This is a genomic window from Colwellia sp. BRX8-9 (assembly GCF_014077245.1).
Taxonomy (GTDB): Bacteria; Pseudomonadota; Gammaproteobacteria; order Enterobacterales; family Alteromonadaceae; genus Colwellia_A.
Window position 1 is genome coordinate 1 of sequence record NZ_JACGVN010000032.1, and the last position, 24,869, is coordinate 24,869.

Annotated in this window: 23 protein-coding genes; 21 read left to right on the plus strand and 2 right to left on the minus strand. The window is 39.8% G+C overall.

Translation table 11 applies throughout. The features are described 5' to 3' along the window. On the minus strand, positions 1–2,411 hold a 2,411-nt coding region (rne, locus tag H4J70_RS18670), incomplete at its 3' end, for a ribonuclease E (RefSeq protein WP_182251676.1). A 614-nt stretch (positions 2,412–3,025) separates the two neighbouring features. Here rne and rluC point away from each other — a divergent pair. Together rluC and H4J70_RS18680 are read left to right on the plus strand one after the other, a co-directional pair. Further along, positions 3,026–3,973 (plus strand): 23S rRNA pseudouridine(955/2504/2580) synthase RluC, encoded by a 948-nt coding sequence (gene rluC / locus H4J70_RS18675; protein WP_070376494.1) that lies wholly within the window; start codon positions 3,026–3,028, stop codon positions 3,971–3,973. A gap of 112 nt (positions 3,974–4,085) precedes the next feature. After that, positions 4,086–4,751, plus strand: a complete 666-nt coding sequence (locus tag H4J70_RS18680; RefSeq protein WP_070376495.1) for an HAD-IA family hydrolase — start codon at positions 4,086–4,088, stop codon at positions 4,749–4,751. Between the two features lie 121 nt (positions 4,752–4,872). On the opposite strand, the gene H4J70_RS18685 is transcribed toward H4J70_RS18680, so the two are convergent. Then, positions 4,873–5,472 (minus strand): nucleoside triphosphate pyrophosphatase, encoded by a 600-nt coding sequence (locus H4J70_RS18685; protein WP_182251677.1) that lies wholly within the window; start codon positions 5,470–5,472, stop codon positions 4,873–4,875. A gap of 119 nt (positions 5,473–5,591) precedes the next feature. Here H4J70_RS18685 and yceD point away from each other — a divergent pair, with 119 nt between their 5' ends. The 19 genes from yceD (at position 5,592) to prpF (ending at position 24,779) form a co-directional block, all read left to right on the plus strand. Beyond that, positions 5,592–6,104: a 23S rRNA accumulation protein YceD gene (gene yceD / locus H4J70_RS18690; protein WP_070376497.1), complete on the plus strand. Its 513-nt coding sequence runs from the start codon at positions 5,592–5,594 to the stop codon at positions 6,102–6,104. 47 nt (positions 6,105–6,151) lie between these two features. Then, positions 6,152–6,322 carry a 50S ribosomal protein L32 gene (gene rpmF / locus H4J70_RS18695; protein ID WP_070376498.1) on the plus strand — a complete coding sequence of 57 codons (171 nt, stop codon included), beginning with the start codon at positions 6,152–6,154 and terminating at the stop codon, positions 6,320–6,322. Positions 6,323–6,362: 40 nt separating this feature from the next. Next, on the plus strand, positions 6,363–7,364 hold the full coding sequence (gene plsX / locus H4J70_RS18700; protein WP_070377233.1) for a phosphate acyltransferase PlsX: 1,002 nt from the start codon (positions 6,363–6,365) through the stop codon (positions 7,362–7,364). Positions 7,365–7,485: 121 nt separating this feature from the next. Continuing rightward, on the plus strand, positions 7,486–8,421 hold the full coding sequence (fabD, locus tag H4J70_RS18705) for an ACP S-malonyltransferase (protein ID WP_182251678.1): 936 nt from the start codon (positions 7,486–7,488) through the stop codon (positions 8,419–8,421). A gap of 8 nt (positions 8,422–8,429) precedes the next feature. Beyond that, positions 8,430–9,164, plus strand: coding sequence for a 3-oxoacyl-ACP reductase FabG (fabG, locus tag H4J70_RS18710; RefSeq protein ID WP_070376500.1), 735 nt, complete (start codon positions 8,430–8,432; stop codon positions 9,162–9,164). A 160-nt stretch (positions 9,165–9,324) separates the two neighbouring features. Continuing rightward, entirely contained in the window at positions 9,325–9,558 is a 234-nt protein-coding gene (gene acpP / locus H4J70_RS18715; RefSeq protein ID WP_070376501.1) for an acyl carrier protein, read from the plus strand. 460 nt (positions 9,559–10,018) lie between these two features. Beyond that, positions 10,019–11,257, plus strand: coding sequence for a beta-ketoacyl-ACP synthase II (fabF, locus tag H4J70_RS18720; RefSeq protein ID WP_182251694.1), 1,239 nt, complete (start codon positions 10,019–10,021; stop codon positions 11,255–11,257). 93 nt (positions 11,258–11,350) lie between these two features. Then, positions 11,351–12,172 (plus strand): aminodeoxychorismate lyase, encoded by an 822-nt coding sequence (gene pabC / locus H4J70_RS18725; RefSeq protein ID WP_182251679.1) that lies wholly within the window; start codon positions 11,351–11,353, stop codon positions 12,170–12,172. A 2-nt stretch (positions 12,173–12,174) separates the two neighbouring features. After that, complete coding sequence (gene mltG / locus H4J70_RS18730; protein ID WP_182251680.1) at positions 12,175–13,173, plus strand: endolytic transglycosylase MltG; 999 nt, start codon at positions 12,175–12,177, stop codon at positions 13,171–13,173. A gap of 21 nt (positions 13,174–13,194) precedes the next feature. Further along, positions 13,195–13,824, plus strand: a complete 630-nt coding sequence (gene tmk, locus H4J70_RS18735) for a dTMP kinase (RefSeq protein WP_070376504.1) — start codon at positions 13,195–13,197, stop codon at positions 13,822–13,824. A 28-nt stretch (positions 13,825–13,852) separates the two neighbouring features. Beyond that, positions 13,853–14,764 (plus strand): DNA polymerase III subunit delta', encoded by a 912-nt coding sequence (locus tag H4J70_RS18740; protein WP_182221652.1) that lies wholly within the window; start codon positions 13,853–13,855, stop codon positions 14,762–14,764. Positions 14,765–14,901: 137 nt separating this feature from the next. Further along, positions 14,902–15,228: a PilZ domain-containing protein gene (locus tag H4J70_RS18745; RefSeq protein ID WP_182251681.1), complete on the plus strand. Its 327-nt coding sequence runs from the start codon at positions 14,902–14,904 to the stop codon at positions 15,226–15,228. A gap of 38 nt (positions 15,229–15,266) precedes the next feature. Beyond that, positions 15,267–16,037 (plus strand): TatD family hydrolase, encoded by a 771-nt coding sequence (locus H4J70_RS18750; RefSeq protein WP_070376507.1) that lies wholly within the window; start codon positions 15,267–15,269, stop codon positions 16,035–16,037. A gap of 376 nt (positions 16,038–16,413) precedes the next feature. Continuing rightward, positions 16,414–17,643: a nucleoside recognition domain-containing protein gene (locus H4J70_RS18755; RefSeq protein ID WP_182251682.1), complete on the plus strand. Its 1,230-nt coding sequence runs from the start codon at positions 16,414–16,416 to the stop codon at positions 17,641–17,643. Positions 17,644–17,796: 153 nt separating this feature from the next. After that, positions 17,797–18,489, plus strand: coding sequence for a GntR family transcriptional regulator (locus H4J70_RS18760; protein WP_182169907.1), 693 nt, complete (start codon positions 17,797–17,799; stop codon positions 18,487–18,489). A gap of 73 nt (positions 18,490–18,562) precedes the next feature. Beyond that, positions 18,563–19,453 (plus strand): methylisocitrate lyase, encoded by an 891-nt coding sequence (gene prpB / locus H4J70_RS18765; RefSeq protein WP_070376509.1) that lies wholly within the window; start codon positions 18,563–18,565, stop codon positions 19,451–19,453. Between the two features lie 78 nt (positions 19,454–19,531). Then, the gene (gene prpC, locus H4J70_RS18770; RefSeq protein ID WP_070376510.1) at positions 19,532–20,671 is read left to right on the plus strand and encodes a 2-methylcitrate synthase; all 1,140 of its coding nucleotides are present in this window, start codon (positions 19,532–19,534) and stop codon (positions 20,669–20,671) included. 5 nt (positions 20,672–20,676) lie between these two features. Then, positions 20,677–23,301 (plus strand): Fe/S-dependent 2-methylisocitrate dehydratase AcnD, encoded by a 2,625-nt coding sequence (gene acnD / locus H4J70_RS18775; RefSeq protein WP_070376511.1) that lies wholly within the window; start codon positions 20,677–20,679, stop codon positions 23,299–23,301. Positions 23,302–23,576: 275 nt separating this feature from the next. Continuing rightward, positions 23,577–24,779, plus strand: a complete 1,203-nt coding sequence (gene prpF / locus H4J70_RS18780) for a 2-methylaconitate cis-trans isomerase PrpF (RefSeq protein ID WP_182251683.1) — start codon at positions 23,577–23,579, stop codon at positions 24,777–24,779. Positions 24,780–24,869 lie beyond the last annotated feature (90 nt).

Here is a 24,869-nt window from a genome sequence, read left to right on the forward strand (position 1 = left end):
ACTGGCGTTTCAACTACAGGTGTTTCAGGATATCTTGCTTCAACAGGGTCTTCACTAACTTCAGTTGTTACTACTGCTGCGTTAACATCAACTGCCTGATTTTCAGCAGGTTGACGACGACGTTGTCCATTAGAGCGTAAGTGCCTAGGTGAACGACGGTTTCTAGGACGCTGTTCATCACTAGTTTTAGTCTCACTAAGCTCTGGCTGGGTAGCATCGGCTTGTGTAGCTACTGTTTCAACGGTTACCGCTTCGTCGATAGTCGCGACTACTTGAGCCTTTTCTTCTGCGGCTATTTTGCTTAACGCAGCGTTATTAACAACCGTTGAGTTTTCATCAACAATACGTACTTTTTTACTGTTGTTACGACGTTGACGACGTACTGTAGTTTTTTCTTCTTTAGGCTTAGTATTACGCTCTACTGGCGCTTTACGAGGCTGTTTATTCGGCTTGTTATCTTTATTTTCATTAATGTTGTCTTTATTGTCATTAATGACTGGCTTGATATCAGCACGATCTTCATTTTGAGTATCATTACGTTTGTCGTTACGATTAACATTTCTGTTATCGTTGCGGTTTTCGTTACGATTATTATTGTTACGACGTTGACCTTGACGACCACGTTGCGGACGACGTTCACTGTTGTTGCTTTCAGGTTTCTTTGCAGGTTCAACAACTTTAGGTGCAACTTCCTCTTCAGCAGCGAAGAGTGATTTACCCCACTTAATTAAACCATCAAATAAGCCCGCAGATGCTTTTACTGGAGCTACAGGCGCTACAGGTTTTACGGCGGTTAACGGTGCTGATTGCTTAGGTGAAGACATGCCTTGTAAGGCTGGTTCGTCACGTTTAGCGGCTTGCTTATCGAATTTAGGCATTACAGCTTCTTCAACTGAAGCTTCAGTAATGGTTCTTTCGTAGCTTGCTTCTTCAACACTCTCGTCGGTTCTTACTCTAATGACTTCATATTGTGGTGTGTCCATATGAGGATTAGGAATAATAAGAATATTAACGCCGTGATGTTTTTCGATATGAAATACTGAACGACGCTTTTCATTCAAAAGATAAGTCGCTACAGGTACAGGTACTTGAGCTTGTACATGTTGCGTATTTTCTTTAATGGCTTCTTCTTCCATTAAACGCAAAATAGACAAGGCTAATGATTCAACACTACGTACGTGTCCAGTACCATTACAACGAGGACAAACGCCTTGGCTAGTTTCACCGATAGAAGGGCGTAAACGTTGACGCGACATTTCTAATAAACCAAAACGAGAAATTCGACCTAATTGAATACGAGCTCTATCTTGTTTTACAGCATCACGCATGCGATTTTCAACTTCACGTTGATGACGCACAGGTGTCATGTCAATAAAATCAATAACCACTAAACCACCCAAATCACGTAAACGTAATTGACGAGCAACTTCTTCAGCAGCTTCTAAGTTAGTGTTAAATGCGGTCTCTTCTATATCACTACCTTTAGTTGCGCGGGCAGAGTTAACATCGATTGATGTCATTGCTTCAGTTGGGTCAATAACAATTGAGCCACCAGAAGGAAGTCTTACTTCACGCTGAAACGCAGATTCGATTTGTGTTTCAATTTGGTAATGGGTAAATAGGGGAACATCGTTCGTGTAGAGTTTTATTTTACTTAAGAAATCAGGACGAACCACTTCTATATGTTTTTTAACACTTTCGAATGTTTTCGGGCGATCAATTAATACTTCACCGATATCGCGGCGTAAATAGTCACGAATAGCACGAAGGATAACGTTAGTTTCTTGGTGAATTAGGAAGGGAGCAGGTTTAGTTTCTGCTGCTTCTGAAATGGCTTTCCAATGGTGTAAAAGAACGTTTAAATCCCAGTCTAATTCTTCATAGTCTTTACCAACACCAGCAGTGCGAACAATTAAGCCCATGCCTTTAGGTAATTCTAATTTGTTTAAAGAGGTTTTTAAATCTGTGCGTTCATCGCCTTCAATGCGACGAGAAATACCACCAGCACGAGGATTATTTGGCATTAATACCAAGTAACTACCGGCTAAACTGATGAAAGTCGTTAACGCTGCGCCTTTCTGGCCGCGTTCTTCTTTATCAATTTGAACTATAACTTCTTGGCCTTCGCGCAAGACTTCTTTGATATTTGGACGACCCTGAAAGGTATAACCTTTAGGGAAATATTCGCGTGCGATTTCTTTCATCGGTAGGAAACCATGACGTTCGGCGCCATAGTCAACAAATGCAGCTTCTAGAGACGGCTCTATACGCGTGATTTTTGCTTTATAAATATTTGATTTCTTTTGTTGATGACCAGGACTTTCGATATCTAAATCATAAAGTTGTTGACCATCGACAAGTGCTACACGTAACTCTTCCGATTGTGTAGCGTTAATTAACATACGTTTCATAGTTTTAGTGACTCATGTTAGTCACAACACTATAAGCTTCGAACACAAAGCAATTTATCGCTATGGTAACAGCAATTTGTCAGCCTCTCGGGTGTCATATTACAGCGCCATAGTGCGCTGTAAGCTGTTATTTAATCTGATTGTACTCTCAGGTGATATTCACCCAAGAAAAATTGTTTCTTCATGCGCGCAGCAAATTGTGCTGTGCTCGATATTATCAAATTGATATTTGTTGAGCAGTTTGAAATTCGGCGTTTTGGCTTACTATTCGGTTTGTTGCTCGATGGAAATTTATCTAATTTGGTTTATATCATTACAAAATAGCTTTCGTTGCGCGGGACTAAAATGTTTATGCCGTTTTTTGACTTGTTATTCAGGTCAATTCTTGCAATAGGCCGTTCGGTTAATGTGTCGTCGATAATAATTTATCGTGATAACGCACATTAATGTGGCCGCATTTTGCCTCTTACGTTTCGCTAAAAGCTTCTATTTTTTACCTTATTGTCTTAAATAAACAATAACACCAAGATTATCCCACTTAATTGAGGCAAAAGGCAATTAAATCGCTGAGTTAATTACGCTAAAATGAAAATATATATGTTAAACTCGCTTTTATGAATGAAAATACAAAACCCCAAGTTCGATTTTATACAATCGATAGCGAAGACGCTGGTCAAAGAATAGATAACTTTTTATTAAAAACCTTAAAAGGTGTGCCGAAAAGCATGATTTATCGCCTATTAAGAAAAGGCGAGATAAGGGCTAATAAAAAACGGACTAAACCAGAATACAAAATACAAGATGAGGATCTGATTCGTGTTGCGCCCATTCGTATTTCTGAAAATACTAATGAAGTGTCTACTAAGTTAAATATTGTCGCTAATTTAGAAAAACAAATATTGTTCGAAGATGACCGTTTAATTGTTATTAACAAACCTTCCGGCATGGCAGTTCATGGTGGTAGTGGTTTAAGTTTTGGTTTAATTGAAGCCATGCGAGCTTTACGCCCCGACGCAAGAATGCTTGAACTTGTTCATCGACTCGATAGAGATACTTCAGGCTGTTTAGTTATTGCTAAAAAACGTTCAGCTTTACGTCACTTACATGAACAGTTGCGTAATAAAACGGTGCAGAAATTTTATCATGCCTTAGTTAAGGGACAATGGTCGACTAAATTAACCCGTGTAACGGAAGGCTTGAAAAAGAATGATTTAAAATCGGGTGAACGTGTCGTTGTTGTCGATAACATTAATGGTAAAGAATCAGAAACGCGTTTTAAAGTGTTAAAAAACTTTGAAAATGCCACACTCATTCGCGCCTTTCCGGTTACGGGTCGTACTCATCAAATTCGTGTGCATTGTCAAATTAAAGGTCACCCTATCGCTTGTGATTCAAAATATGGCTATGAAAACTTTGACGAAGATATGAGAAAACTAGGACTTAAGCGCTTATTTTTACATGCGGCTAGTATCGAATTTACTCATCCAAGTACCGATGAAAGAATTAAAATAGAAGCACCGTTAGAGCATTCCTTACAAAATTTACTAACAAAACTAAAGTAATTCCTCTGGCGTGATACTAAAGTAAATTTAGCTTCACGCCATTATCTTCCTTATAAACCTAAACACTTCTTAGCAAATAGACCTTAATTATTAAATGACTAAAAGAGAAAATATGCACAACTATAAATTAGTGATTTTTGACTGGGACGGCACATTAATGGACTCTGTCGATCGTATTGTTTTCTCAATGCAAGCCACAGCTGTTGCATTATCACTTGTACCACCTGGTTATCATCAAGCGAAACAAATTATCGGCTTAAGTTTACCTAAAGCAATTGCAACGTTATTTCCTGAGGCTAATGAAGAGCAGGTACAATTATTAACGGCACAATATAAGCACCAATATGTTGAAGTAAATACTACGCCAACCCCATTATTTGATCATGCGCTTGAATTATTAGTTAATTTAAAAAATGAAGATAAGTTTTTAGCGGTTGCGACAGGAAAAGCGCGAGCAGGTTTACAACGTGTTTGGTTAACGAGTGATACCGAACACTTTTTCCATGCCTCTCGATGTGCCGATGAAAGTATTTCTAAACCTGATCCAGATATGATCAATAGTTTGTTAAAAGAATTAAAGATTGAAAAGCATCAAGCGGTGATGATAGGTGATACTTCTTTTGACCTTGAAATGGCGCAAAGAGCAGGGGTTGATAGTATTGGGGTAACTTATGGTGTCCACGATGAAGACGTGCTGTCAAAGTATCAACCAAAAGCGATTGTTGGCTCATTGGCTGAACTACATCAATTATTGTTAAATAGGGCGGTTAAGGGGTAACACCTGTCGCTATTGTCATTAACTGTTTGCTATTTGATTGCTTAGTCAAATAGCAAACGTTGCTGCCAGCAACTAAGCTCAGTTAACTCGGCTATTATACACACCGATTAAACGACGGGTACTATTGCTGTTTTCGTTGCTCTTGTAACACATCTAACCCCTGCGCTTTAAGTAAACTAATCAGTCTAATTAACGGTAAACCTATTAGGGTATTAGGATCATCCCCCTCAAGCTTTTCAAATAAGCAAATACCTAGTCCTTCACTTTTAAAACTCCCTGCGCAGTTATAAGGCTCTTCGGCATGCAAATAGGCAGTAATTTCTTGTGCAGAAAGTTCTTTAAAGTGTACGGTGAATAAATCAACCAACGAGAGACTTTTTCCTGTTGAACTGTCGAACACACATAAACCCGTATGAAACTCTACCGCTTTGCCGCTAAAGCTGCTCAGTTGTTTAAAGCCATTTTCAAAATTATGCGGTTTACCTAATATCTTTTCTGCAGACAAAGCCACTTGATCTGAACCAATAATCAGCGCATTCGGAAATTGACTGGCAACAGCCTTTGCTTTTTCTACGGCTAAACGTTCGACAAGTTCAATGGCTGTTTCGTTAATTAATGGTGTTTCATCGACATTAGGTTTTGCACAATCAAAAGCTAAATTTAACTTTTCTAAAATAATTTTTCGAAAAGGCGATGTAGAAGCTAAAACTAAAGTTTTCACAGGAATTACTCAAAATATAAACAGTTATACAATAATATGTGGGCTTTCTTTAATTTTTAAACAAAAATTGTTATTTTTCTTTTGACAGCAGGGGGCAAGCACATTAATATGCGCGCCTTATGCAAAATCTTAAACTCCCGATAATGATAAACCCCCGAAAGAGCGCCCAACGCAGGTTGGTGTGTGACGGCTTCTTTGAAGTGTCGGGGATGAATAGATTGCTTGAAGTGTGTACTCCATGCAATGAGCAGATGCAGGTTAATGTTAATTTTGATGTGGACGATCTCGGCTTGAATGTCATATCAGGAACAGGATCCGTATCAGTAGCATTAACTTGTCAGCGTTGTACTGAACCATTGATAATAGATTTGGATGTAGAGTTTACTCTAAGTCCTGCTAAAGATGATGAAGCCGCTGAAGCATTGCCGTCATATTATGACGCAATAGAATTAGATGAAAATGGTGAAGTTAACCTGCTAGAATTAGTGGAAGAAGAGTTATTACTCGCAATTCCGTTAATTGCAATGCATGAGCCCAGTCAATGTCAGGCATCAGTTGACAGTGTATGGGGCGAATTGCCTGAAGAGCTTGAAAAACCAAACCCATTTGATATATTACAGAAATTTAAATAAACAACTTATTTAATTAATAACGATTAACCGATTTTTAGGAGTAGCTAATGGCAGTTCAAAAGAGCAAAAAGTCTCGTTCAAGACGTGGCATGCGCCGTTCACATGACGCAGTAACAACAGAAAACTTATCAGTAGATCCAGTATCTGGTGAAACACACCGTCGTCATCATGTAACAGCTGATGGCTTTTACAAAGGTGTTCAAGTAATCAACAAGTAAGCTGATTGCTTTGAAAAGTCTAACCATAGCGTTAGATGTTATGGGGGGCGATAAAGGCCCCCTTATAACAATTCCTGCTGCCATCTTAGCAGTGAAAAACATTCCAGAACTTCATCTCATTCTTTGCGGTGATGTCGATATTATTAACGCTGAATTATCCAAACGTCAGTGTGCTAACCACCCCCAACTAACCATCTTTCCAACCACTCAAATAGTGGCTATGGACGATAAACCTATTGTTGCCTTGCGTAACAAAAAAAATTCTTCAATGCGAAAGTCACTTGACCTTGTTCATGAAAACAAAGCACAAGCCTGTGTAAGTGCTGGCAATACCGGTGCACTTTTTTCAATGGCCCATTTCGTTTTGAAAACACTTGTTGGTGTTGAACGTCCAGCATTAATTTCTTCTCTTCCTACTCATGATGAAAACAAACATGTTTTTATGCTCGATTTAGGTGCAAATGTTTTTTGTGACTCTAATGTTTTGTATCAGTTTGCTGTTATGGGCTCTGTTATGGCTGAGCAGGTCGATGGCATTAAATCGCCACGTATAGCTTTGTTGAATATGGGTGAAGAAGAAATGAAGGGCAGTGACCATATAAAACAAACCGCAGCAAAATTAGCGCAAAACAGTGACATTAATTATATCGGCTTTGTCGAAGGTAATGATATTTTCACCAACAAAGCAGATGTGATTGTTTGTGATGGCTTTGTCGGTAATGTTGCACTGAAAACCTGTGAAGGTGTTGCTCGTTTAGTCTACCAAAAAATGAATACTGTGCTGTCTCGCAACCTTTTTACCCGAATTGTTGGACGTTTATTGTCCTCAACGTTAAAAAAACTCTTTAAACCCCTGAACCCCGACCAGTATAACGGCGCAAGTCTGATAGGATTACGCGGTATTGTGGTCAAGAGTCACGGTGATGCCAGTTCAAAAGCTTTTTATATGGCGATATTAGAGGCGATAAAAGAAATTGAACGTCAAGTGCCAGAAAAAATAAAAGACAAACTTGAAAATGGTTTTGCTTGTGGTCGCAAATAAATTATTAGTATTGAGTTAACGTAAAGCGTATTTAAAGCATTATCTTTTTATCAAGAAAATAATCCATTAAGTATCATCAATACACCTTTAATTAAAACACAAATAAACATTAGGTAATAAAATGCAAAATAATTTAGCGTTTGTTTTTCCCGGCCAAGGTTCACAAACTGTTGGTATGTTAGCTGATTTTGCTGACAATGAAGTCGTACAAAATACTTTTTCAGAAGCGTCTGCTGCTTTAGGTTATAACCTTTGGCAATTAGTTGCGCAGGGTCCTGTTGAAAAGCTCAATCAAACAAACTTTACTCAACCGGCACTATTAACGGCCAGTGTTGCATTATGGCGTTTATGGTCATCACAGTCTGATTGTAAACCGGCAATGTTAGCGGGTCACAGTTTAGGGGAATATTCGGCATTAGTTTGTGCGGGTGTTATCTCTTTAACAGAAGGTGTTAAGTTAGTAGAGAAACGTGGCGAATTTATGCAAGCCTCTGTACCTGAGGGTGTCGGCGCTATGGCTGCTATTATTGGTCTTGATGACCAAGCGATTATTGATGCCTGTGAAAAAGCACAAGGTAACGAAGTAGTTGCGGCTGTTAATTTTAACTCGCCAGGACAAGTCGTTATTGCCGGTCATAAAGCTGCGGTAGAACGTGCCGGTGTCTTATGTAAAGAAGCGGGCGCAAAACGCGTGCTACCTTTACCGGTAAGCGTGCCATCGCATTGCGCATTGATGAAAGATGCCGCAGACAAGCTCGCTGAAGCATTTAATAATATCACTTTTAATACACCAGAAATTCCCGTGGTAAATAATGTTGATGTTGTTGCAGAAACAGATGTTGAAGCAATAAAATTAGCCTTGATAAAGCAATTGTACAGTCCAGTACGTTGGACAGAAACGATAGAGCTACTCGCAAAAAACGGTGTTTCACTCGTCGTAGAAGCTGGCCCAGGTAAAGTGTTACTAGGGTTAATTAAACGTATCGACAAAACAATCACCAGTGTTTCAGTTAATGATCAAGCATCATTAACTAAAGCATTAGAAACAATTAAATAGGGTAAATTATGTTTTCTTTTGAAGGAAAAGTCGTCTTAGTTACTGGCGCAAGTCGCGGTATCGGCAAAGCCATTGCAAGCCAATTTAAAGCTTTAGGTGCAACGGTATTAGGTACAGCAACATCTGCACATGGCGCTGATAACATTAGTGAATATCTAGGCGAAGGTCATGGTTTAGTGCTTAACGTTACTGACAATGATTCTATTGCGGCTATGTTTGTAGCGATCAAAGAGAATCATGGTGGCATTGATATCTTAGTCAATAATGCGGGTATTACGCGTGACAATTTATTTATGCGAATGAAAGATGATGAATGGCAAGATATTATTGATACTAATCTTTCATCTGTGTTTAAAATCAGTAAAGCGGTTATTCGCGCTATGATGAAAAAACGCAATGGTCGCATTATTAATATTGGCTCAGTAGTTGGCACTATGGGCAATGCAGGGCAAGTAAACTATGCAACCGCAAAAGCTGGATTGATTGGTTTTACAAAATCATTAGCGCGTGAGGTTGCATCTCGTGGCATAACTGTTAATACTGTGTCGCCGGGATTTATCGATACCGATATGACACAAACCTTAACAGATGAGCAAAAAGAAGGTATTTTTTCTCAAGTACCGGCAAATCGCTTAGGTAAGCCAGAAGAAATTGCTAACGCAGTTGTTTTTCTAGCTTCCGATGGTGCAGCATATATTACTGGCGAAACATTGCATGTAAACGGCGGTATGTATATGGTTTAATTAGTTGGCTTAATATTATTGAACCAACAAATTGAACAAATTTAGAGCAGTCAACAGGTTAGACCAGACGAAAATTAAAATTAGAAGCTTGCAAGCTAGGCTGTTGACGAATAAACTACACACAATTACGAAAAATTATATTTTCTAGAAAGGAAAAAAAATGAGTACTATTGAAGAACGCGTAAGAAAAATTACAGTTGAACAATTAGGTGTAAGTGAAGAAGAAGTTAAAATTAGCTCTTCTTTTGTTGACGACCTAGGTGCTGACTCTTTAGACACTGTTGAATTAGTCATGGCGTTAGAAGAAGAATTTGATACTGAAATTCCAGATGAAGAAGCTGAAAAAATCACAACTGTACAAGCAGCTGTTGATTACGTTACTGCTAACCAATAATTACAACGTTAATTATTAGTTTTTAGTTACTGGTTTTCAAGCCAGGCTTTTAAATGAGAATTTAAAGTACACATTCAGGCGGTTTTTACCGCCTGTTTTTTTATCTACGATTCATACTCGTACCACTTCAAGATGCAGGTTTCAGCAGTCGATAAAGAGTAAGCGACACAGGTTATCGTTCCACACATAACTTAAGTACTTATATCCGTATGGCCAAAACATTGATTGAAGAGAATAGTTATTCTATTGTTGAAATCAATAACGTTGCAGATAAGCTATAAAGCGAGCTCAGCGTTACAATACTTGGTAAGGGAATAACTACTGTCCTCGTATCGCGCCTTGTCTGACTTCCTAGCTTAATTCTGAAACTGCATCTTGAAGTGGATCGGGTATATATTGTTACTTTCTCAACATGAGAATATAACGATTTCTTTTCCTTATAAACTCTTAGCGGAGGCACATAGTCATGAGACGCGTTGTTGTTACCGGTCTTGGTATGTTAAGCCCTTTGGGCAACTGTCCTGAATCTACTTGGCAAAATTTACTGCTGGGTAAAAGTGGCATTAGTAATATTGAACATTTTGATACCTCTGTATACACCACTAAGTTTGCAGGTTTAATTAAAAACTTTAATGCAGAAGATTATATTGCACGAAAAGAAGCCAAGAAAATGGATCTTTTTATTCAATATGGTGTTGCCGCAGGTATACAGGCTTTTAAAGACTCAGGTCTTGAAATTGATGATGTAAACACCCACAGAGTTGGTGTTGCTGTTGGTGCTGGTATTGGCGGCCTAGGATTAATTGAAGAAAACGTTGAGAAAATGCTTAATGCAGGTCCTCGCAAGTTATCACCATTTTTTGTGCCATCCACCATTATAAATATGATTTCTGGTCACTTGTCGATGATGCACGGCTTAAGAGGTCCTAATATTTCTATTGCAACGGCTTGTACAAGTGGTGTGCATAATATTGGTCATGCGGCTCGTATGATATCTTATGGCGATGCTGACGCTATGCTAGCCGGTGGAGCTGAGAAAGCTTCAACACGGACGGGTATTGGCGGTTTTGGTGCTGCACGAGCGTTATCAACGCGTAATGATGCACCAGAGCAAGCTTCACGTCCTTGGGACAAAGACCGTGACGGTTTTGTACTGGGCGATGGCGCAGGTGTTCTAGTGCTTGAAGAATTTGAACATGCAAAAGCGCGTGGTGCAAAAATTTATGCTGAGCTGGTTGGCTTTGGTATGAGTGCAGATGCTTACCATATGACCTCGCCACCTGCCAATGGTGAAGGTGGCGCGCGCGCGATGATTAATGCAATTAATGATGCAAAAGTTGACCAAAGTAAGATTGGTTATATTAATGCTCATGGTACATCAACACCCACAGGTGATATTGCCGAAACCAACGCAGTAAAATCGGTATTTGGCGACAATGCTTATAAACTTATGATGGGTTCTACAAAGTCAATGACGGGTCATTTGTTGGGCGCAGCAGGTGCGGTTGAAACTATTTTTACGGTGCAAGCCTTAATGAATAATGTGGTACCACCGACAATAAATTTAGATAATCCCAGCGAAGGTTGTGATTTAGATTATATTGCTCATACGGCACGTGACGCCAATTTAGAATATGCTTTATGTAATTCTTTTGGCTTTGGTGGCACGAACGGTTCATTAATCTTTAAAAAAGTTTAAGCGCAATAACCGAGATATATCATCAACTAAACCTTGCAGTTAATTGTTTAAGCCTGAATACTAGTCATCAGTATTCAGGCTTTTCTATTTCTAATGAAACCCAATATGTATTATCAAAGTGTTAATGGTCAAGTAGAGCAACACCCTTCAATCAATAACCGTGGCTTAGCTTATGGTGACGGCGTTTTTACTACTGCGAAAGTGCTTGATGGTAAAGTTGAACGATTAGCGGCTCACATTGAACGATTAACCATGAGCTGTAAAACGCTCAATATTCCCTTGCCAGATATGAACAAAGTCATTATTGAATTAATGGCTGTAGCAGAGCGTTATACTTTATCTGTAGCAAAAGTGATTATAACGGCAGGTGATGGCGGGCGAGGATATTCTCGACAAGGTTGCCAAACAAGTAACGTTATTATTACTTTTCACCCTTTTCCTGAACATTATGCAAACATGCAACAACAAGGTCTTCATTTGGGCGTATCTTCATTGAAGTTAGGTATTAGCTCTTTACTCTCAGGGATAAAACACCTTAATCGTCTTGAGCAGGTGCTTGTTCGCCAGGAAGTCGATAACCGAGCAGAAGATGATTTATTAGTACTAAATTATTTTGATAATATTGTTGAAGCAAGTGCGGCGAATGTCTTTTGGCTGAAAAATAATGTTTGGTACACACCAGAACTAAAAGAGTCAGGTGTCGAAGGGTTAATGCGTAATCATATCTTACAGACTACGGGTAATTATTGTAAAATTGAGATCGTTAACGTAAAACTTGCTGCGCTTGTTAATATCCAAGCGATGTTTATTTGCAACAGTGTTATGGGTATTATGCCGGTTAGACAATTTCAACATCAAAAATTAGCATTAATGCCTTGTCGTGATATGGCTAAGTTTATTGAGGATATTTGCTAAAAATGAAAAAAATTAAGATAATATTTGCTGTGTCGTTTTTCACCGTGGTGATGTTAAGCGCCTCTTTAGTTGCCTATACCTTTTATCAAATGAAACAGCCGCTCAATATTTCATCCACCCAACTATTAACCATTAAAGACGGTACCTCGTTTAGTCGATTTTCAGAACAACTGATCAAAAATGGCTGGCTCAATACGCGCTTTTGGATGCGTAATTATGTTCGACTTAAGCCCGAGTATGCGAATATAAAAGCGGGCACTTATCAAATTAATAAAGACGTTTCTGTTGAGGTTTTGTTGGCGCAATTAGTTGCCGGTAAAGAGCATCAATTTACCGTGACTTTTATTGAAGGAACAACCTTTAAGGAATGGTTAGTGCAGTTGAGTGAAACGGATAACCTAGTGCATACGCTTCAGCAAACTTCGGTGGCTGATATCGCGAGTAAACTCAATATTGAACACGTTAATCCCGAAGGGCTGTTCTACCCAGAAACTTACGCGTTTACTGCCGGTACTACCGATATAGAACTGTTAAAACGTGCTCAACAACAAATGTCCGCTGAATTAAATCTAGCGTGGCAAAATCGCGCCGAACCTTTACCTTATAAAAATAAGTATCAAGCGTTGATCATGGCATCGATAATTGAGAAAGAAAGTGGCAAAAATGCCGAGCATGGCATTATTTCATCGGTATTTTTTAACCGTTTAAACAAAAAGATGCGCCTGCAAACTGACCCAACCGTTATTTACGGTTTAGGTGAACGTTACCAAGGAGACATCAAATATCGTCACTTGCGCGAGAAAACACCGTATAATACTTACCGAATTAATGGTTTGCCACCTACACCTATCGCTATGCCTGGTAAAAGTGCCATACATGCCGCGTTAAACCCATTAACAACAGATTATTTATATTTTGTCAGTAATGGCAAAGGTCAGCATATCTTTTCAACTAATTTAAAAGATCATAATGCGGCAGTAAAAAAATATCAGTTGAACTAAAAATTGCATAAGAAGTAAAAAATGAATAAAGGTCAATTTATCGTCATTGAAGGTATTGAAGGGGCAGGAAAATCTTCAGCTATTTCAGTGGTTAAAAAAATACTCACCGAGCATGGTATTGATTTTATTAATACTCGAGAGCCGGGAGGCACTCCTTTAGCGGAGTCATTGCGCGATATCGTGAAATCTGCCGATCACCAAGAAATATTGACACAAGAAACTGAATTATTATTGATGTACGCTAGCCGCAGTCAGCTAATGGCGAATCGAATTCTTCCGGCATTAGAAAAAGGTCAATGGGTCATCGGTGACCGCCATGATTTAAGCTCAAGGGCTTATCAAGGGGGTGGCAGACAATTTAACGATGAACTTATGGACACGATTGCTCAAGTGACCTTAAAAGGCTTTAAGCCGCAGTTAACACTCTATTTAGATATATCTCCTGAGCTAGGTTTAGCAAGAGCGCAAGCTCGAGGGGCATTGGATCGTATCGAATTAGAAAAAATAGAATTCTTTCATCGTGTCCGTAATAAGTATCTTGAAATTGCGTTAGCCGATGAAACGATTAAAATTATTGATGCCAGTGCGCCTATGCCTGTTGTACATAATAATATTCGCTTAGCGGTAAACGAATTTTTAAAAAGTCATTAATGACTATCACCGTTAGCAGGAAACACTAATGCACAGTTGGTTAGAGCAACAGCAACTTTTGTTATCAAAGCAAATAACGCAAATAAAATTACCGCATGCCATCTTGATCAATGGTGTCGAAGGCGCGGGTAAAAGTGATCTTTCGCTGTGGCTTATTCAGGTTTTGTCTTGTACTAAACCCCAAAACTCGCAGGGTATTATCTTACCGTGTAACGTCTGTAAGGCGTGCTTACTGCATAAAAGTCATACTTACCCAGACCATTTGCTTATTGAAAGTGGCGGAAAAAGTATTGGTGTTGATCAAGTGAGACAAGCGAGTCGTTTTTTCGAAAAAACAGCGCAAATAGGTCATTGTAAAACGACATTAATAACCGCAGCACATCATATGACTATCTCTGCGGCCAATGCCTTATTAAAAACCCTCGAAGAACCTAATGCTAATAACTATATTGTTTTATTAACCTCTGAAGTTGAAACGTTATTGCCGACCATTATTAGTCGTTGTTATGTGATTGATATTCGGCCGCCGGTTGGTGAAAAATTATTAGCTGAGCTTAAGCAATCTGGTAGCGACCCTTTTGTTAATTTGAGTCACTTAAAAGAACTCTCTGACAGTTTTGTTAATGACCAATACCAACATTTTGAGAGCTGTTTCTTTACTTTTTTGCAAAATAAAACCATTAAACGTAGTGAAATATTAAGCTTACTGGTTGATAACACTAATAGCGTTCGCTGGTTAGAAAAAGTCATGGTTAAGTTGATGCGCCAACAATATAATTGGCTAAAAGGCGACATTATCTTGAATGAGCAGGTAATATGGTCAATATATCAATTAGTTTTGTCTGCTATTAAACAACTTAAATTGTTAATGCAAGCAAACAAACAATTCATCTTTGAAAAGCTACTGGTTGACATAACAGCAGTTATAGAAGAAAAATAGAAAAATAAGTACGCGCGAATAGCAAGCAATATTAGCTCAATTCATCTTTGAAAAGCTACTGGTTGACATAACAGCAGTTATCGAAGAAAAATAAGATTATAATAACTAGCTCATAAGATAAATTTTGAGGAATAATGATGAAACAATTTAGCTTAGAATTTTTATCTGACAGAGAATTATATCAATATTATATGCCCTTTGTTAAAAATGGTGGGCTATTTGTTCGCACTACAGAGCAATTTAATTTGGGCGATGAGGTAACACTTGAAGTCACCTTGCCTGACGCCCTAGAGCCATCAAGTGTTGTAGGCAAAGTATGCTGGTTAACGCCAACAGGTGCTCAAAATGGTACACCAGCGGGTATTGGTGTTAGTTTTGAAGAAGATAATGACAATGTACGTAATCAAATTGAAAAGTTGATAGGACGCTTACTGAGCTCTTCAGAGCCAACATTATCAATGTAGGGTTTTGTTTTAATTAAAAAATTATTGGAGAAAGTTGTTTGTTTATAGATTCACATTGCCACTTAGATAGACTGGATTTAACCGAGTTTGATGGCGAGTTAGACAATGTTTTAAAAGCCGCCGCCGCCGCTCAAGTAGACGAGATTTTGTGTGTTAGCGTAACCTTAGCGGAATTTCCTAGCATGGTAGAAAAAACGGCTAAATATGATAATGTCTGGCTGTCGTGTGGCGCTCACCCACTAAATCAAGATGATTTAATTGACCAAGAAGAGCTTGCCCGTTTATCACAAACCGACAAAGTGATTGCGATTGGTGAAACTGGCTTAGACTATTTTTATGCCCCTGAAACTAAAGCGGTGCAACTCGATTCTTTTCGCAAGCATGTCCGTGTTGCGAATCAATTAAATAAACCGCTAATTATTCATACTCGTGATGCTCAGCAAGATACCTTAGATATTCTTCGTGAAGAAAATGCCGCAAATGTTGGTGGTATTTTACATTGCTTTACCGAAACTTGGGATATGGCAGAGCAAGCGATTGACCTTGGTTTTTATATTTCATTTTCTGGTATCGTTACCTTTAAAAATGCCAGTGAATTACGTGAAGTTGCTAAACTTGTCCCCGATGATCGATTTTTAATTGAAACAGATGCACCTTACTTAGCGCCAGTTCCTCATCGAGGAAAGCAAAATCAACCCGCTTATGTAGTCGATGTCGCTAAATTTTTAGCAAGCGTTCGTGGACAGTCAGTTGAAACGATAGCCGAGCTTTCAACGGCAAATTTCAAACGACTTTTCAAGCTAAAATAAAGGCAAAAAAGTGCCCGAAACTATTGCTAGCTCGGGCCCAAGGGAATGGCTCGTAAAGCATGAGCCGTGCGCTAATAAACACTATTTACATCGATAAAAATCAGTAAAATAAAAATGAAAAATCGCGAGCAATTGATTAATATTTACACTGTGTGATTAATTGTAGTGTAAACTTTTTTAAAAGCTAATTTAAATTTCATTTATTATAAGTTACTGATAAATAGTATTTTTTTGTTATCTTGTATTTTACGGCTAACACCCACACCGCTAGTGTGCCGTTATTTCTCTCCACTTGTCTACAAGCGTATTTGACTGTAATTACTGCGGCTAATATGTCATGATAACTTCATTATCTATGACTAATAAGATTATCTTTGTGTTAAATCGTTTGTGGATCAGTTTCTTTTTTATTGCTTTTGGCTCGGCGCTTTATCAATGGTTTTTTCTTGATAATCTTTTAATCTTTGAAGAACTCGTGCAAGCGCTTTTTTCAATGTCAAAAGTGACCGTTGACATTGCTATTGGCTTAATTGGTATTTTAAGCTTTTGGTTAGGTATAATGAAAATTGCTGAAAACGCCGGTTTAATGGATAAGCTTGCGCGCGCTATTTCGCCGTTATTCACCCGTTTAATGCCAGGCGTCCCTAAAGGTCATCCGGCTATTGCTTCTATGACGATGAATTTATCGGCTAACTTTTTAGGTTTAGATAATGCAGCAACGCCGCTTGGCTTAAAAGCCATGCAAGATCTTCAGCAATTAAATCCCCAAAAAGATACCGCAACCAATGCGCAAATATTATTCCTGGTTTTAAATACCTCAAGCGTTACACTTTTTCCTGTTGCTGTGTTTGTTTATCGCGCTCAGCAGGGAGCTGCTAGCCCTACCGATGTTTTTGTCCCTATTATATTGGCAACGTTTGCTTCAACTTTCGCTGGCTTATTAGCGGTAGCCACAGTGCAAAAAATTAAGCTGTATAACTCAATTATTTTACTCTATTTATCTGCAGCGATCGCTTTAGTAGGAGGTTTAGTGGTCTATTTCTCGATGCTGACCTCACAAGCACTTGCCGAACAGTCGTCATTTTTAGGCAATTTTTTAATTTTTTCGACCTTAATTATTTTTATCTTGGCAGCGGTTCGAAAAAAGGTTGATGTTTACGACAGCTTTATAGAAGGGGCTAAAGAAGGTTTCGACACCAGTATTAAACTTATTCCTTATTTACTGGCGATGTTGGTCGCTATTGGCGTCTTTCGTGCCAGTGGCGCATTAACACTAATTGTCGACAGTTTTAGAGAGTTAGTGATGTTTTTAGGATTTGACACCCGCTTTGTTGATGCGATGCCTACGGCGTTAATGCAACCGTTAAGTGGCTCTGGTGCCAGAGCTATGATGATTGAAACGATGAAAACCCATGGTGCCGATTCTTTTGCCGGTCGATTAGCATCAATTTTTCAAGGATCAACAGAAACAACTTTTTATGTACTAGCCGTTTATTTTGGCTCTGTGGGTATTCGATATAGTCGACATGCCATTGCCTGTGGCTTACTTGCTGATTTAGCTGGGATTACTGCAGCAATAGCGGTTTGCTATTGGTTTTTTGGTTAATCCCCTCAGCGCCTACACCTAATTTAACGAGTGAATTGTCGACAATTATACTTTGGTCTACTTGACTTTTAAGCTGTGTGCTTTAGTATGATTTTTAAAATCGGTAAATGTCGACAATTACCTCATTAAGACAATTATGGCGCTAGCATACTTATGGCATTAGACAATCCAACCTTACAAGAACCAGTGACCACTGCAGACAAAGTTTTCTATGCCATACTTCATGCGATTGTTGATGGAAAAATAGCGGCAGGCAGTAAAATTAGTGAGCCCGGGTTAGCTAAGCAATATGAAATCAGTCGCTCTACTTTGCGAGAAGCCCTCAATCGTTTAGAAAAATGTCATTTAATTGAACGTAAAGCCAATGTTGGCTCAAGAGTTGTTGATTGCACCATCGAAGGCTTATTAGAAATATACGTGGTTCGTGAAGCGCTTGAAGGCATGGCTTGTCGAGAAGCGGCAATTAACATGAGCGATGATGAAATAGCCGAAATGCAAGATATGCTCGCTCAACACGCCAACTCACAAGACCTTATTGATGGTGTTGCTTATTATCAAGAAGAGGGCGACTTAGACTTTCACTATAAAGTGATATTAGGTAGCCATAATCAACAATTAATCAATATTCTTTGCGGGCAGCTCTACCACTTAGTGCGTATGTACCGTATTCAATTTGGCATGCATAGCCCACGCGCAACCCGTGCCTTTGAAGAACATTCACATATTATTCAAGCGATTTGTGACCGAGATGGCGAACTTGCTGAAATTTTGATGAGACGTCATATTGCCGCATCAAGAAAAAATATCGAAAAGAAAATAGCGCTACAAAATAGCGCGACACAATAAATAAAAGTAAAGCTGACCAGTGGCTTTAACAAATAGCACAACAATTATTTAACAAAAACTAAGAGGAAACCCTATGTCTACGCAACTTTCACCTGGCGCTAAATTCCGTCAAGCATTAGTAAACAATAAACCTTTACAAGTAGTGGGTACTATCAACGCTTATTGCGCGATGATGGCTGAGCAATTAGGTCACCAAGCGATTTACCTTTCAGGTGGTGGTGTTGCCAATGCTTCATATGGTTTACCAGATTTAGGTATGACGTCATTAAATGACGTTATTGCTGACGTACAGCGTATTACTGCTGCTTCAAGTTTGCCTTTGCTGGTTGATATAGATACCGGTTGGGGTGGCGCGTTTAATATCGCTAAAACTATTCGCGATATGGAAAAAGCAGGGGCAGCCGCGGTTCACCTTGAAGACCAGGTGGCACAGAAACGTTGTGGACATCGTCCAAATAAAGAAATTGTTTCAACCCAAGAAATGGTTGACCGTATTAAAGCCGCTGTAGATGCACGAATTGATAAAGACTTCTTTATCATGGCTCGTACCGATGCTTTTGCTCAAGAAGGCTTAGAAGCGGCACTTGAAAGAGCTAAAGCTTATGTGGCAGCAGGGGCCGATGGTATTTTTGCCGAAGCAGTTAAAACAGAAGAACATTATCGCGCTTTTACCGAAGCGTTAGATGTGCCAGTGCTCGCTAATATTACCGAATTTGGTCAAACCGAATTGTGGAACAAAGCGCAACTAGGTGAGTGGGGTTGTGCGATGGTACTTTACCCATTATCAGCATTTCGTGCGATGAATAAAGCGGCTGAGTCGGTTTATAAAACCTTACTTGATGATGGTGACCAAAAAGCTGAAATCGACAATATGCAAACGCGTATGGATTTATACGATTACTTGGGTTACCACGACTACGAGCAAAAGCTTGATGCTTTGTTCACCGAAGGCAAAAATAAGTAACAGATATTATAATAAAATAAAACTAAGTTAGCAGCGATACAAGCGACTAACCCAACAAAAGAATATGAGGAAAATAGTATGTCAGATGTAAAAGTAGCAGATAAAAAAATTGGTGGCGCAGGCTTACGTGGTCAAAGTGCGGGTGAAACTTCGCTTTGTACCGTTGGTGAGTCAGGCTCAGGTTTAACCTATTGTGGTTATGATATTGCTGACTTAGCTGAAAACAGTACCTTTGAAGAAGTCGCTTATTTACTCTTTCATGGTGAACTCCCTAATGAAAAAGAACTCGCCACTTATAAAACTGAGTTGTTTGCCATGCGCGACTTACCGCAAGCATTAAAAGCGGTATTAAAACTGATCCCAAAAGAAACTCATCCAATGGATGTTATGCGCACCGGTTGTTCATTTTTAGGTAATTTAGAGCCAGAAAATGATTTTAGCGAGCAAAATCAAGCAGCCAATCGCTTATTAGCCGCATTTCCTGCCATCATGTGTTACTGGTATAAATTCTCCCATGACGGTGTAGAAATTGACTGTACTTCAACCGAAGACTCTTTAGGCGGACATTTCTTGCGCTTACTAAATGGTGAAAGCCCATCAGCACAGCATCAACGTGTTATGGACGTATCATTAATTTTATATGCAGAACATGAGTTTAATGCTTCAACCTTCACGGCGCGTGTATGTGCTTCAACCTTGTCTGATATGTTTTCATGTGTCACCGGCGCTATTGGCACATTACGTGGTCCACTTCATGGTGGTGCTAACGAAGCCGCAATGGATATGATTGAATCATTCTCATCGCCAAGCGACGCTAAAGAAAAAATGGCGGGTATGCTTGAACGTAAAGAAAAAATTATGGGCTTTGGTCACGCAATTTACCGTACTTCAGACCCACGTAATGTCATTATTAAAGCATGGTCTGAAAAGTTAGCGGCTGAAAATGGGGATACGTCACTTTACGATATTTCAGTGGCTTGTGAAGAATTCATGTGGGATACCAAAAAGTTATTCTGTAACGCTGATTTTTTCCATGCTTCAACGTACAGCTACATGGGTATTCCCACTAAATTGTTTACCCCTATTTTTGTCTGTTCACGCGTAACAGGTTGGTCTGCTCACATTATGGAGCAACGTTCAAATAACCGTATTATTCGTCCAAGTGCTGACTACAAAGGCGCTAAGCCGAGAGCGGTTCCACCTATCAGCGAAAGGTAATGACTATGAATTATGAACATCGCAAACCGTTGCCCGGTTATAAAATTGGCGGCATCAATATAGATTATTTTGATACTCGAGGGGCGGTTGAAGCAATAAGCGCCGGTAGTTACGCAAAACTACCTTATACCTCACGCGTATTAGCTGAACAATTGGTACGCCGTTGTTCACCTGAAACCTTAACAGATTCACTTAAGCAATTAATTGAGCGTAAGCAAGATCTTGATTTTCCATGGTATCCGGCACGTGTTGTTTGTCATGATATTTTAGGTCAAACGGCTTTGGTTGATTTAGCAGGACTGCGTGATGCGATTGCCGAGCAAGGTGGTGATCCTTCAAAAGTAAACCCGGTTGTACCGACGCAATTAATTGTTGATCATTCTGTTGCTGTTGAACATGCTGGTTTTGAAAGTGATGCGTTTGAAAAAAATCGTGCCATTGAAGATCGCCGTAACGAAGACCGTTTCCATTTTATTGAATGGACCAAAACAGCGTTTAAAAATGTTGATGTTATTCCTGCGGGTAATGGCATTATGCATCAAATCAATTTGGAAAAAATGTCACCGGTTATTCAACTGCGTGACGGTGTTGCTTTTCCTGATACTTGTGTTGGCACCGACAGCCATACCCCACATATCGATTGCTTGGGTGTTATAGCTATTGGTGTCGGTGGTTTAGAAGCTGAAACTGTCATGTTAGGTCGCCCGTCGATGATGCGCTTACCTGATATTATTGGCGTAAAACTGGTAGGTAAACGCCAACCGGGTATTACAGCTACTGATTTGGTTTTAGCCATTACTGAATTTTTGCGTAATCAAAAAGTGGTATCAAGTTACTTAGAATTCTTTGGTGAAGGTACCAAAGGTTTAACTATAGGTGACCGCGCTACTATTTCGAACATGACACCTGAATATGGCGCTTCAGCAGGAATGTTTTATATTGATCAACAAACCATTGATTATTTAAAACTGACCGGCCGTGAGCCAGAGCAAGTTGAACTGGTAGAAACCTATGCTAAACATACCGGTTTATGGGCTGATGACTTAGCTGACGTTGAATATGACCGCGTTATCGAGTTTGATTTATCATCAGTTGGTCGTAATATGGCTGGCCCGTCTAATCCGCACAGTCGTTTACCGACCAGCGAATTGTCGTCAAAAGGCATAGCGAAAGACCTTGATGCTTGTAAAGCACAAGAAAAAGCCGGAGAGATGCCAGATGGCGCGGTTATTATTGCCGCTATAACCAGTTGTACTAATACCTCGAACCCTCGCAACGTTGTGGCGGCAGGCTTAGTGGCTAAACGCGCTAACGAGCTTGGTTTATTGCGGAAACCTTGGGTTAAATCATCTTTTGCACCAGGTTCAAAAGTCGCGAAACTTTATTTAGAAGAAGCCGGCTTATTATCTGAAATGGAAAAAATGGGTTTTGGTATTGTCGGTTACGCTTGTACAACTTGTAACGGCATGTCGGGCGCGTTAGATCCAAAAATTCAACAAGAAATTATCGACCGTGATCTTTATTCAACGGCGGTTTTATCGGGTAATCGTAACTTTGACGGACGTATTCATCCGTATGCTAAACAAGCCTTTTTAGCTTCACCACCGTTAGTCGTTGCTTATGCTATTGCCGGTACGATGCGTTTCGATATTGAAAAAGATGTACTCGGACAAGATCAACAAGGTAATGATATTACCTTAAAAGATATTTGGCCAACTGACGAAGCCATAGATGCGATAGTTGCAAGCTGTGTTAAGCCAGAGCAGTTCAAGAAAATTTATACGCCGATGTTTGATTTAGGCGCTTTTGAACCGGCTGAATCTCCGCTTTACGATTGGCGAGAAATGAGCACTTACATTCGTCGTCCACCTTATTGGGAAGGCGCCTTAGCGGGGGAACGTACCATGAAAGGTATGCGTCCGTTAGCGGTTTTAGGTGACAACATCACCACAGATCATTTATCACCCTCAAATGCTATTCAACTCGATAGTGCTGCAGGGGCTTATTTAGATAAAATGGGCTTACCCGAAGTAGACTTTAACTCTTATGCAACGCATCGCGGCGATCATTTAACCGCGCAACGAGCAACTTTTGCTAACCCTAAATTGTTAAATGAAATGTGTCGTGATGACAAGGGTGACATTAAGCAAGGTTCACTGGCGCGTATAGAGCCAGAGGGCACTGAGTCACGTATGTGGGAAGCGATTGAAACCTACATGGAGCGTAAGCAACCGTTAATTATCGTTGCTGGCGCTGACTATGGTCAAGGTTCATCACGTGATTGGGCGGCTAAAGGTGTTCGTTTAGCCGGCGTTGAAGTGATCGTTGCCGAAGGTTTTGAGCGTATTCATCGTACTAACTTAGTGGGCATGGGTGTTTTACCTTTGCAGTTTGTTAATAACGAAACACGCCATACCTACAATATTGATGGTACCGAAACATTTGATGTTGCAGGTAACGGTGAAATGTCACCGGGCGCTGAAATGAACGTGTTAATGACCCGTACCAACGGCGAATTATTAACGATACCAGTTAAGTGTCGTTTAGATACCGCCGAAGAAGTGTCAGTTTACAATGCGGGTGGCGTATTGCAAAAGTTTGCGAATGACTTCTTGGAGTCTAATAGATAATTGATTTTTAATGTTTTATCTAGGTTTAAAGTGCTCATTGACCTTAGTCAACTGCGCATTGGCATTGATAAAACACTTCTTATAAAAATCAACTCGGTGTAATTTTAATTAAAGCAGCAATTTAGGTAACTAATTTGCTGCTTTTTATTAGTGACAAAATCGCAAAGCAAAAAGCTTTTTAGTAAAGATAATGGCAGCAGCATAGACCGCTATGTGACATCATTCAACCTAGCTAAAGCGTCTTGCGAGAAGCGAAAAATATTGAAGGAAAACTGATGATTCATACTCCCCAAGTACATATACCTCAAGTAAAAATTCCTGCTACTTATATGCGTGGCGGCACTTCAAAAGGCGTGTTTTTTAATTTAACTGATTTACCTGAACGTTGTCAGGTTGTCGGCGAAGCACGCGATAATATGCTGCTACGCGTTATTGGTAGTCCAGATCCTTACGGAAAACAAACCGATGGTATGGGCGGCGCAACATCAAGCACCAGCAAAACCGTTATCTTAGCAAAATCAAACCAAGCCGATCACGATGTAGATTATTTATTTGGCCAAGTGGCTATCGATAAAGCGTTTGTTGATTGGAGTGGTAACTGCGGTAACTTAACCGCTGCGGTTGGTTCATTTGCGATTAATTCTGGCCTTGTTGATGCAACGCGTATTCCTGAAAACGGAATTTGTACCGTACGTATTTGGCAAAAAAATATCTCGAAAACGATTATTGCTCAAGTACCTATCACCAACGGTGAAGTACAAGAAACTGGTGATTTCGAGCTCGACGGGGTTACTTTCCCTGCGGCAGAAGTACCGGTTGAATTTATCGCGCCCGTTGATCCATCAGAGGCGATGTTTCCAACGGGGAATATTGTTGATGACCTAGAGGTACCCGGTGTTGGCGTTTTTAAAGCAACGATGATCACCGCAGGTATCCCAACCATTTTTTTAAATGCAGATGAAATTGGTTATACCGGCACCGAGTTACAAGAAGCCATTAATGGCGACCCTGCAGCACTAGAACGCTTTGAAACGATTCGTGCTTATGGCGCGATTAAAATGGGCTTAATTACTGAACTTTCAGAAGCAGAGGCTCGCCAACATACCCCCAAAGTTGCTTTTGTTGCACCAGCAAAAGATTATGTTACCTCAAGTGGTAAAGCTGTTTTAGCAAGCGATATTGACTTACACGTTCGCGCATTGTCTATGGGTAAATTACACCATGCGATGATGGGCACAGCGGCAGTCGCTATTGGCGCAGCAGCCGCTATTCCGGGCACTTTAGTTGCTCTTGCTACGGGTAATGCTGCAGGTGAAGGCTCAGAATCTGTGACTTTTGGTCATCCATCAGGCACGCTTAAAGTAGGTGCACAAGCCAGTGAAGTTAATGGCGCTTGGATTGTTGATAAAGCCGTAATGAGCCGAAGTGCTCGGGTATTAATGGAAGGTTGGGTACGTATTCCTGGCGATTCATTTTAATTTCTAATTAAAACTTAAAAAAAAGCCCTGCAAGCAGGGCTTAGACATTTCAAAAAATTGAAGTCTTTAAGGGAATAAAGAGAAACATAA

Excerpts from the sequence above, each read along its gene's own strand:
- prpB (WP_070376509.1), top strand. The coding sequence starts at position 18,563 with ATGTCTACGCAACTTTCACCTGGCGCTAAATTCCGTCAAGCATTAGTA.
- plsX (WP_070377233.1), top strand. The coding sequence starts at position 6,363 with ATGGGGGGCGATAAAGGCCCCCTTATAACAATTCCTGCTGCCATCTTA.
- pabC (WP_182251679.1), top strand. The coding sequence starts at position 11,351 with ATGAAACCCAATATGTATTATCAAAGTGTTAATGGTCAAGTAGAGCAA.
- rpmF (WP_070376498.1), top strand. The coding sequence starts at position 6,152 with ATGGCAGTTCAAAAGAGCAAAAAGTCTCGTTCAAGACGTGGCATGCGC.
- mltG (WP_182251680.1), top strand. The coding sequence starts at position 12,175 with ATGAAAAAAATTAAGATAATATTTGCTGTGTCGTTTTTCACCGTGGTG.
- acpP (WP_070376501.1), top strand. The coding sequence starts at position 9,325 with ATGAGTACTATTGAAGAACGCGTAAGAAAAATTACAGTTGAACAATTA.
- H4J70_RS18740 (WP_182221652.1), top strand. The coding sequence starts at position 13,853 with ATGCACAGTTGGTTAGAGCAACAGCAACTTTTGTTATCAAAGCAAATA.
- H4J70_RS18745 (WP_182251681.1), top strand. The coding sequence starts at position 14,902 with ATGAAACAATTTAGCTTAGAATTTTTATCTGACAGAGAATTATATCAA.
- prpC (WP_070376510.1), top strand. The coding sequence starts at position 19,532 with ATGTCAGATGTAAAAGTAGCAGATAAAAAAATTGGTGGCGCAGGCTTA.
- H4J70_RS18680 (WP_070376495.1), top strand. The coding sequence starts at position 4,086 with ATGCACAACTATAAATTAGTGATTTTTGACTGGGACGGCACATTAATG.
- rluC (WP_070376494.1), top strand. The coding sequence starts at position 3,026 with ATGAATGAAAATACAAAACCCCAAGTTCGATTTTATACAATCGATAGC.
- tmk (WP_070376504.1), top strand. The coding sequence starts at position 13,195 with ATGAATAAAGGTCAATTTATCGTCATTGAAGGTATTGAAGGGGCAGGA.
- fabD (WP_182251678.1), top strand. The coding sequence starts at position 7,486 with ATGCAAAATAATTTAGCGTTTGTTTTTCCCGGCCAAGGTTCACAAACT.
- prpF (WP_182251683.1), top strand. The coding sequence starts at position 23,577 with ATGATTCATACTCCCCAAGTACATATACCTCAAGTAAAAATTCCTGCT.
- fabG (WP_070376500.1), top strand. The coding sequence starts at position 8,430 with ATGTTTTCTTTTGAAGGAAAAGTCGTCTTAGTTACTGGCGCAAGTCGC.
- H4J70_RS18760 (WP_182169907.1), top strand. The coding sequence starts at position 17,797 with ATGGCATTAGACAATCCAACCTTACAAGAACCAGTGACCACTGCAGAC.
- yceD (WP_070376497.1), top strand. The coding sequence starts at position 5,592 with ATGCAAAATCTTAAACTCCCGATAATGATAAACCCCCGAAAGAGCGCC.
- acnD (WP_070376511.1), top strand. The coding sequence starts at position 20,677 with ATGAATTATGAACATCGCAAACCGTTGCCCGGTTATAAAATTGGCGGC.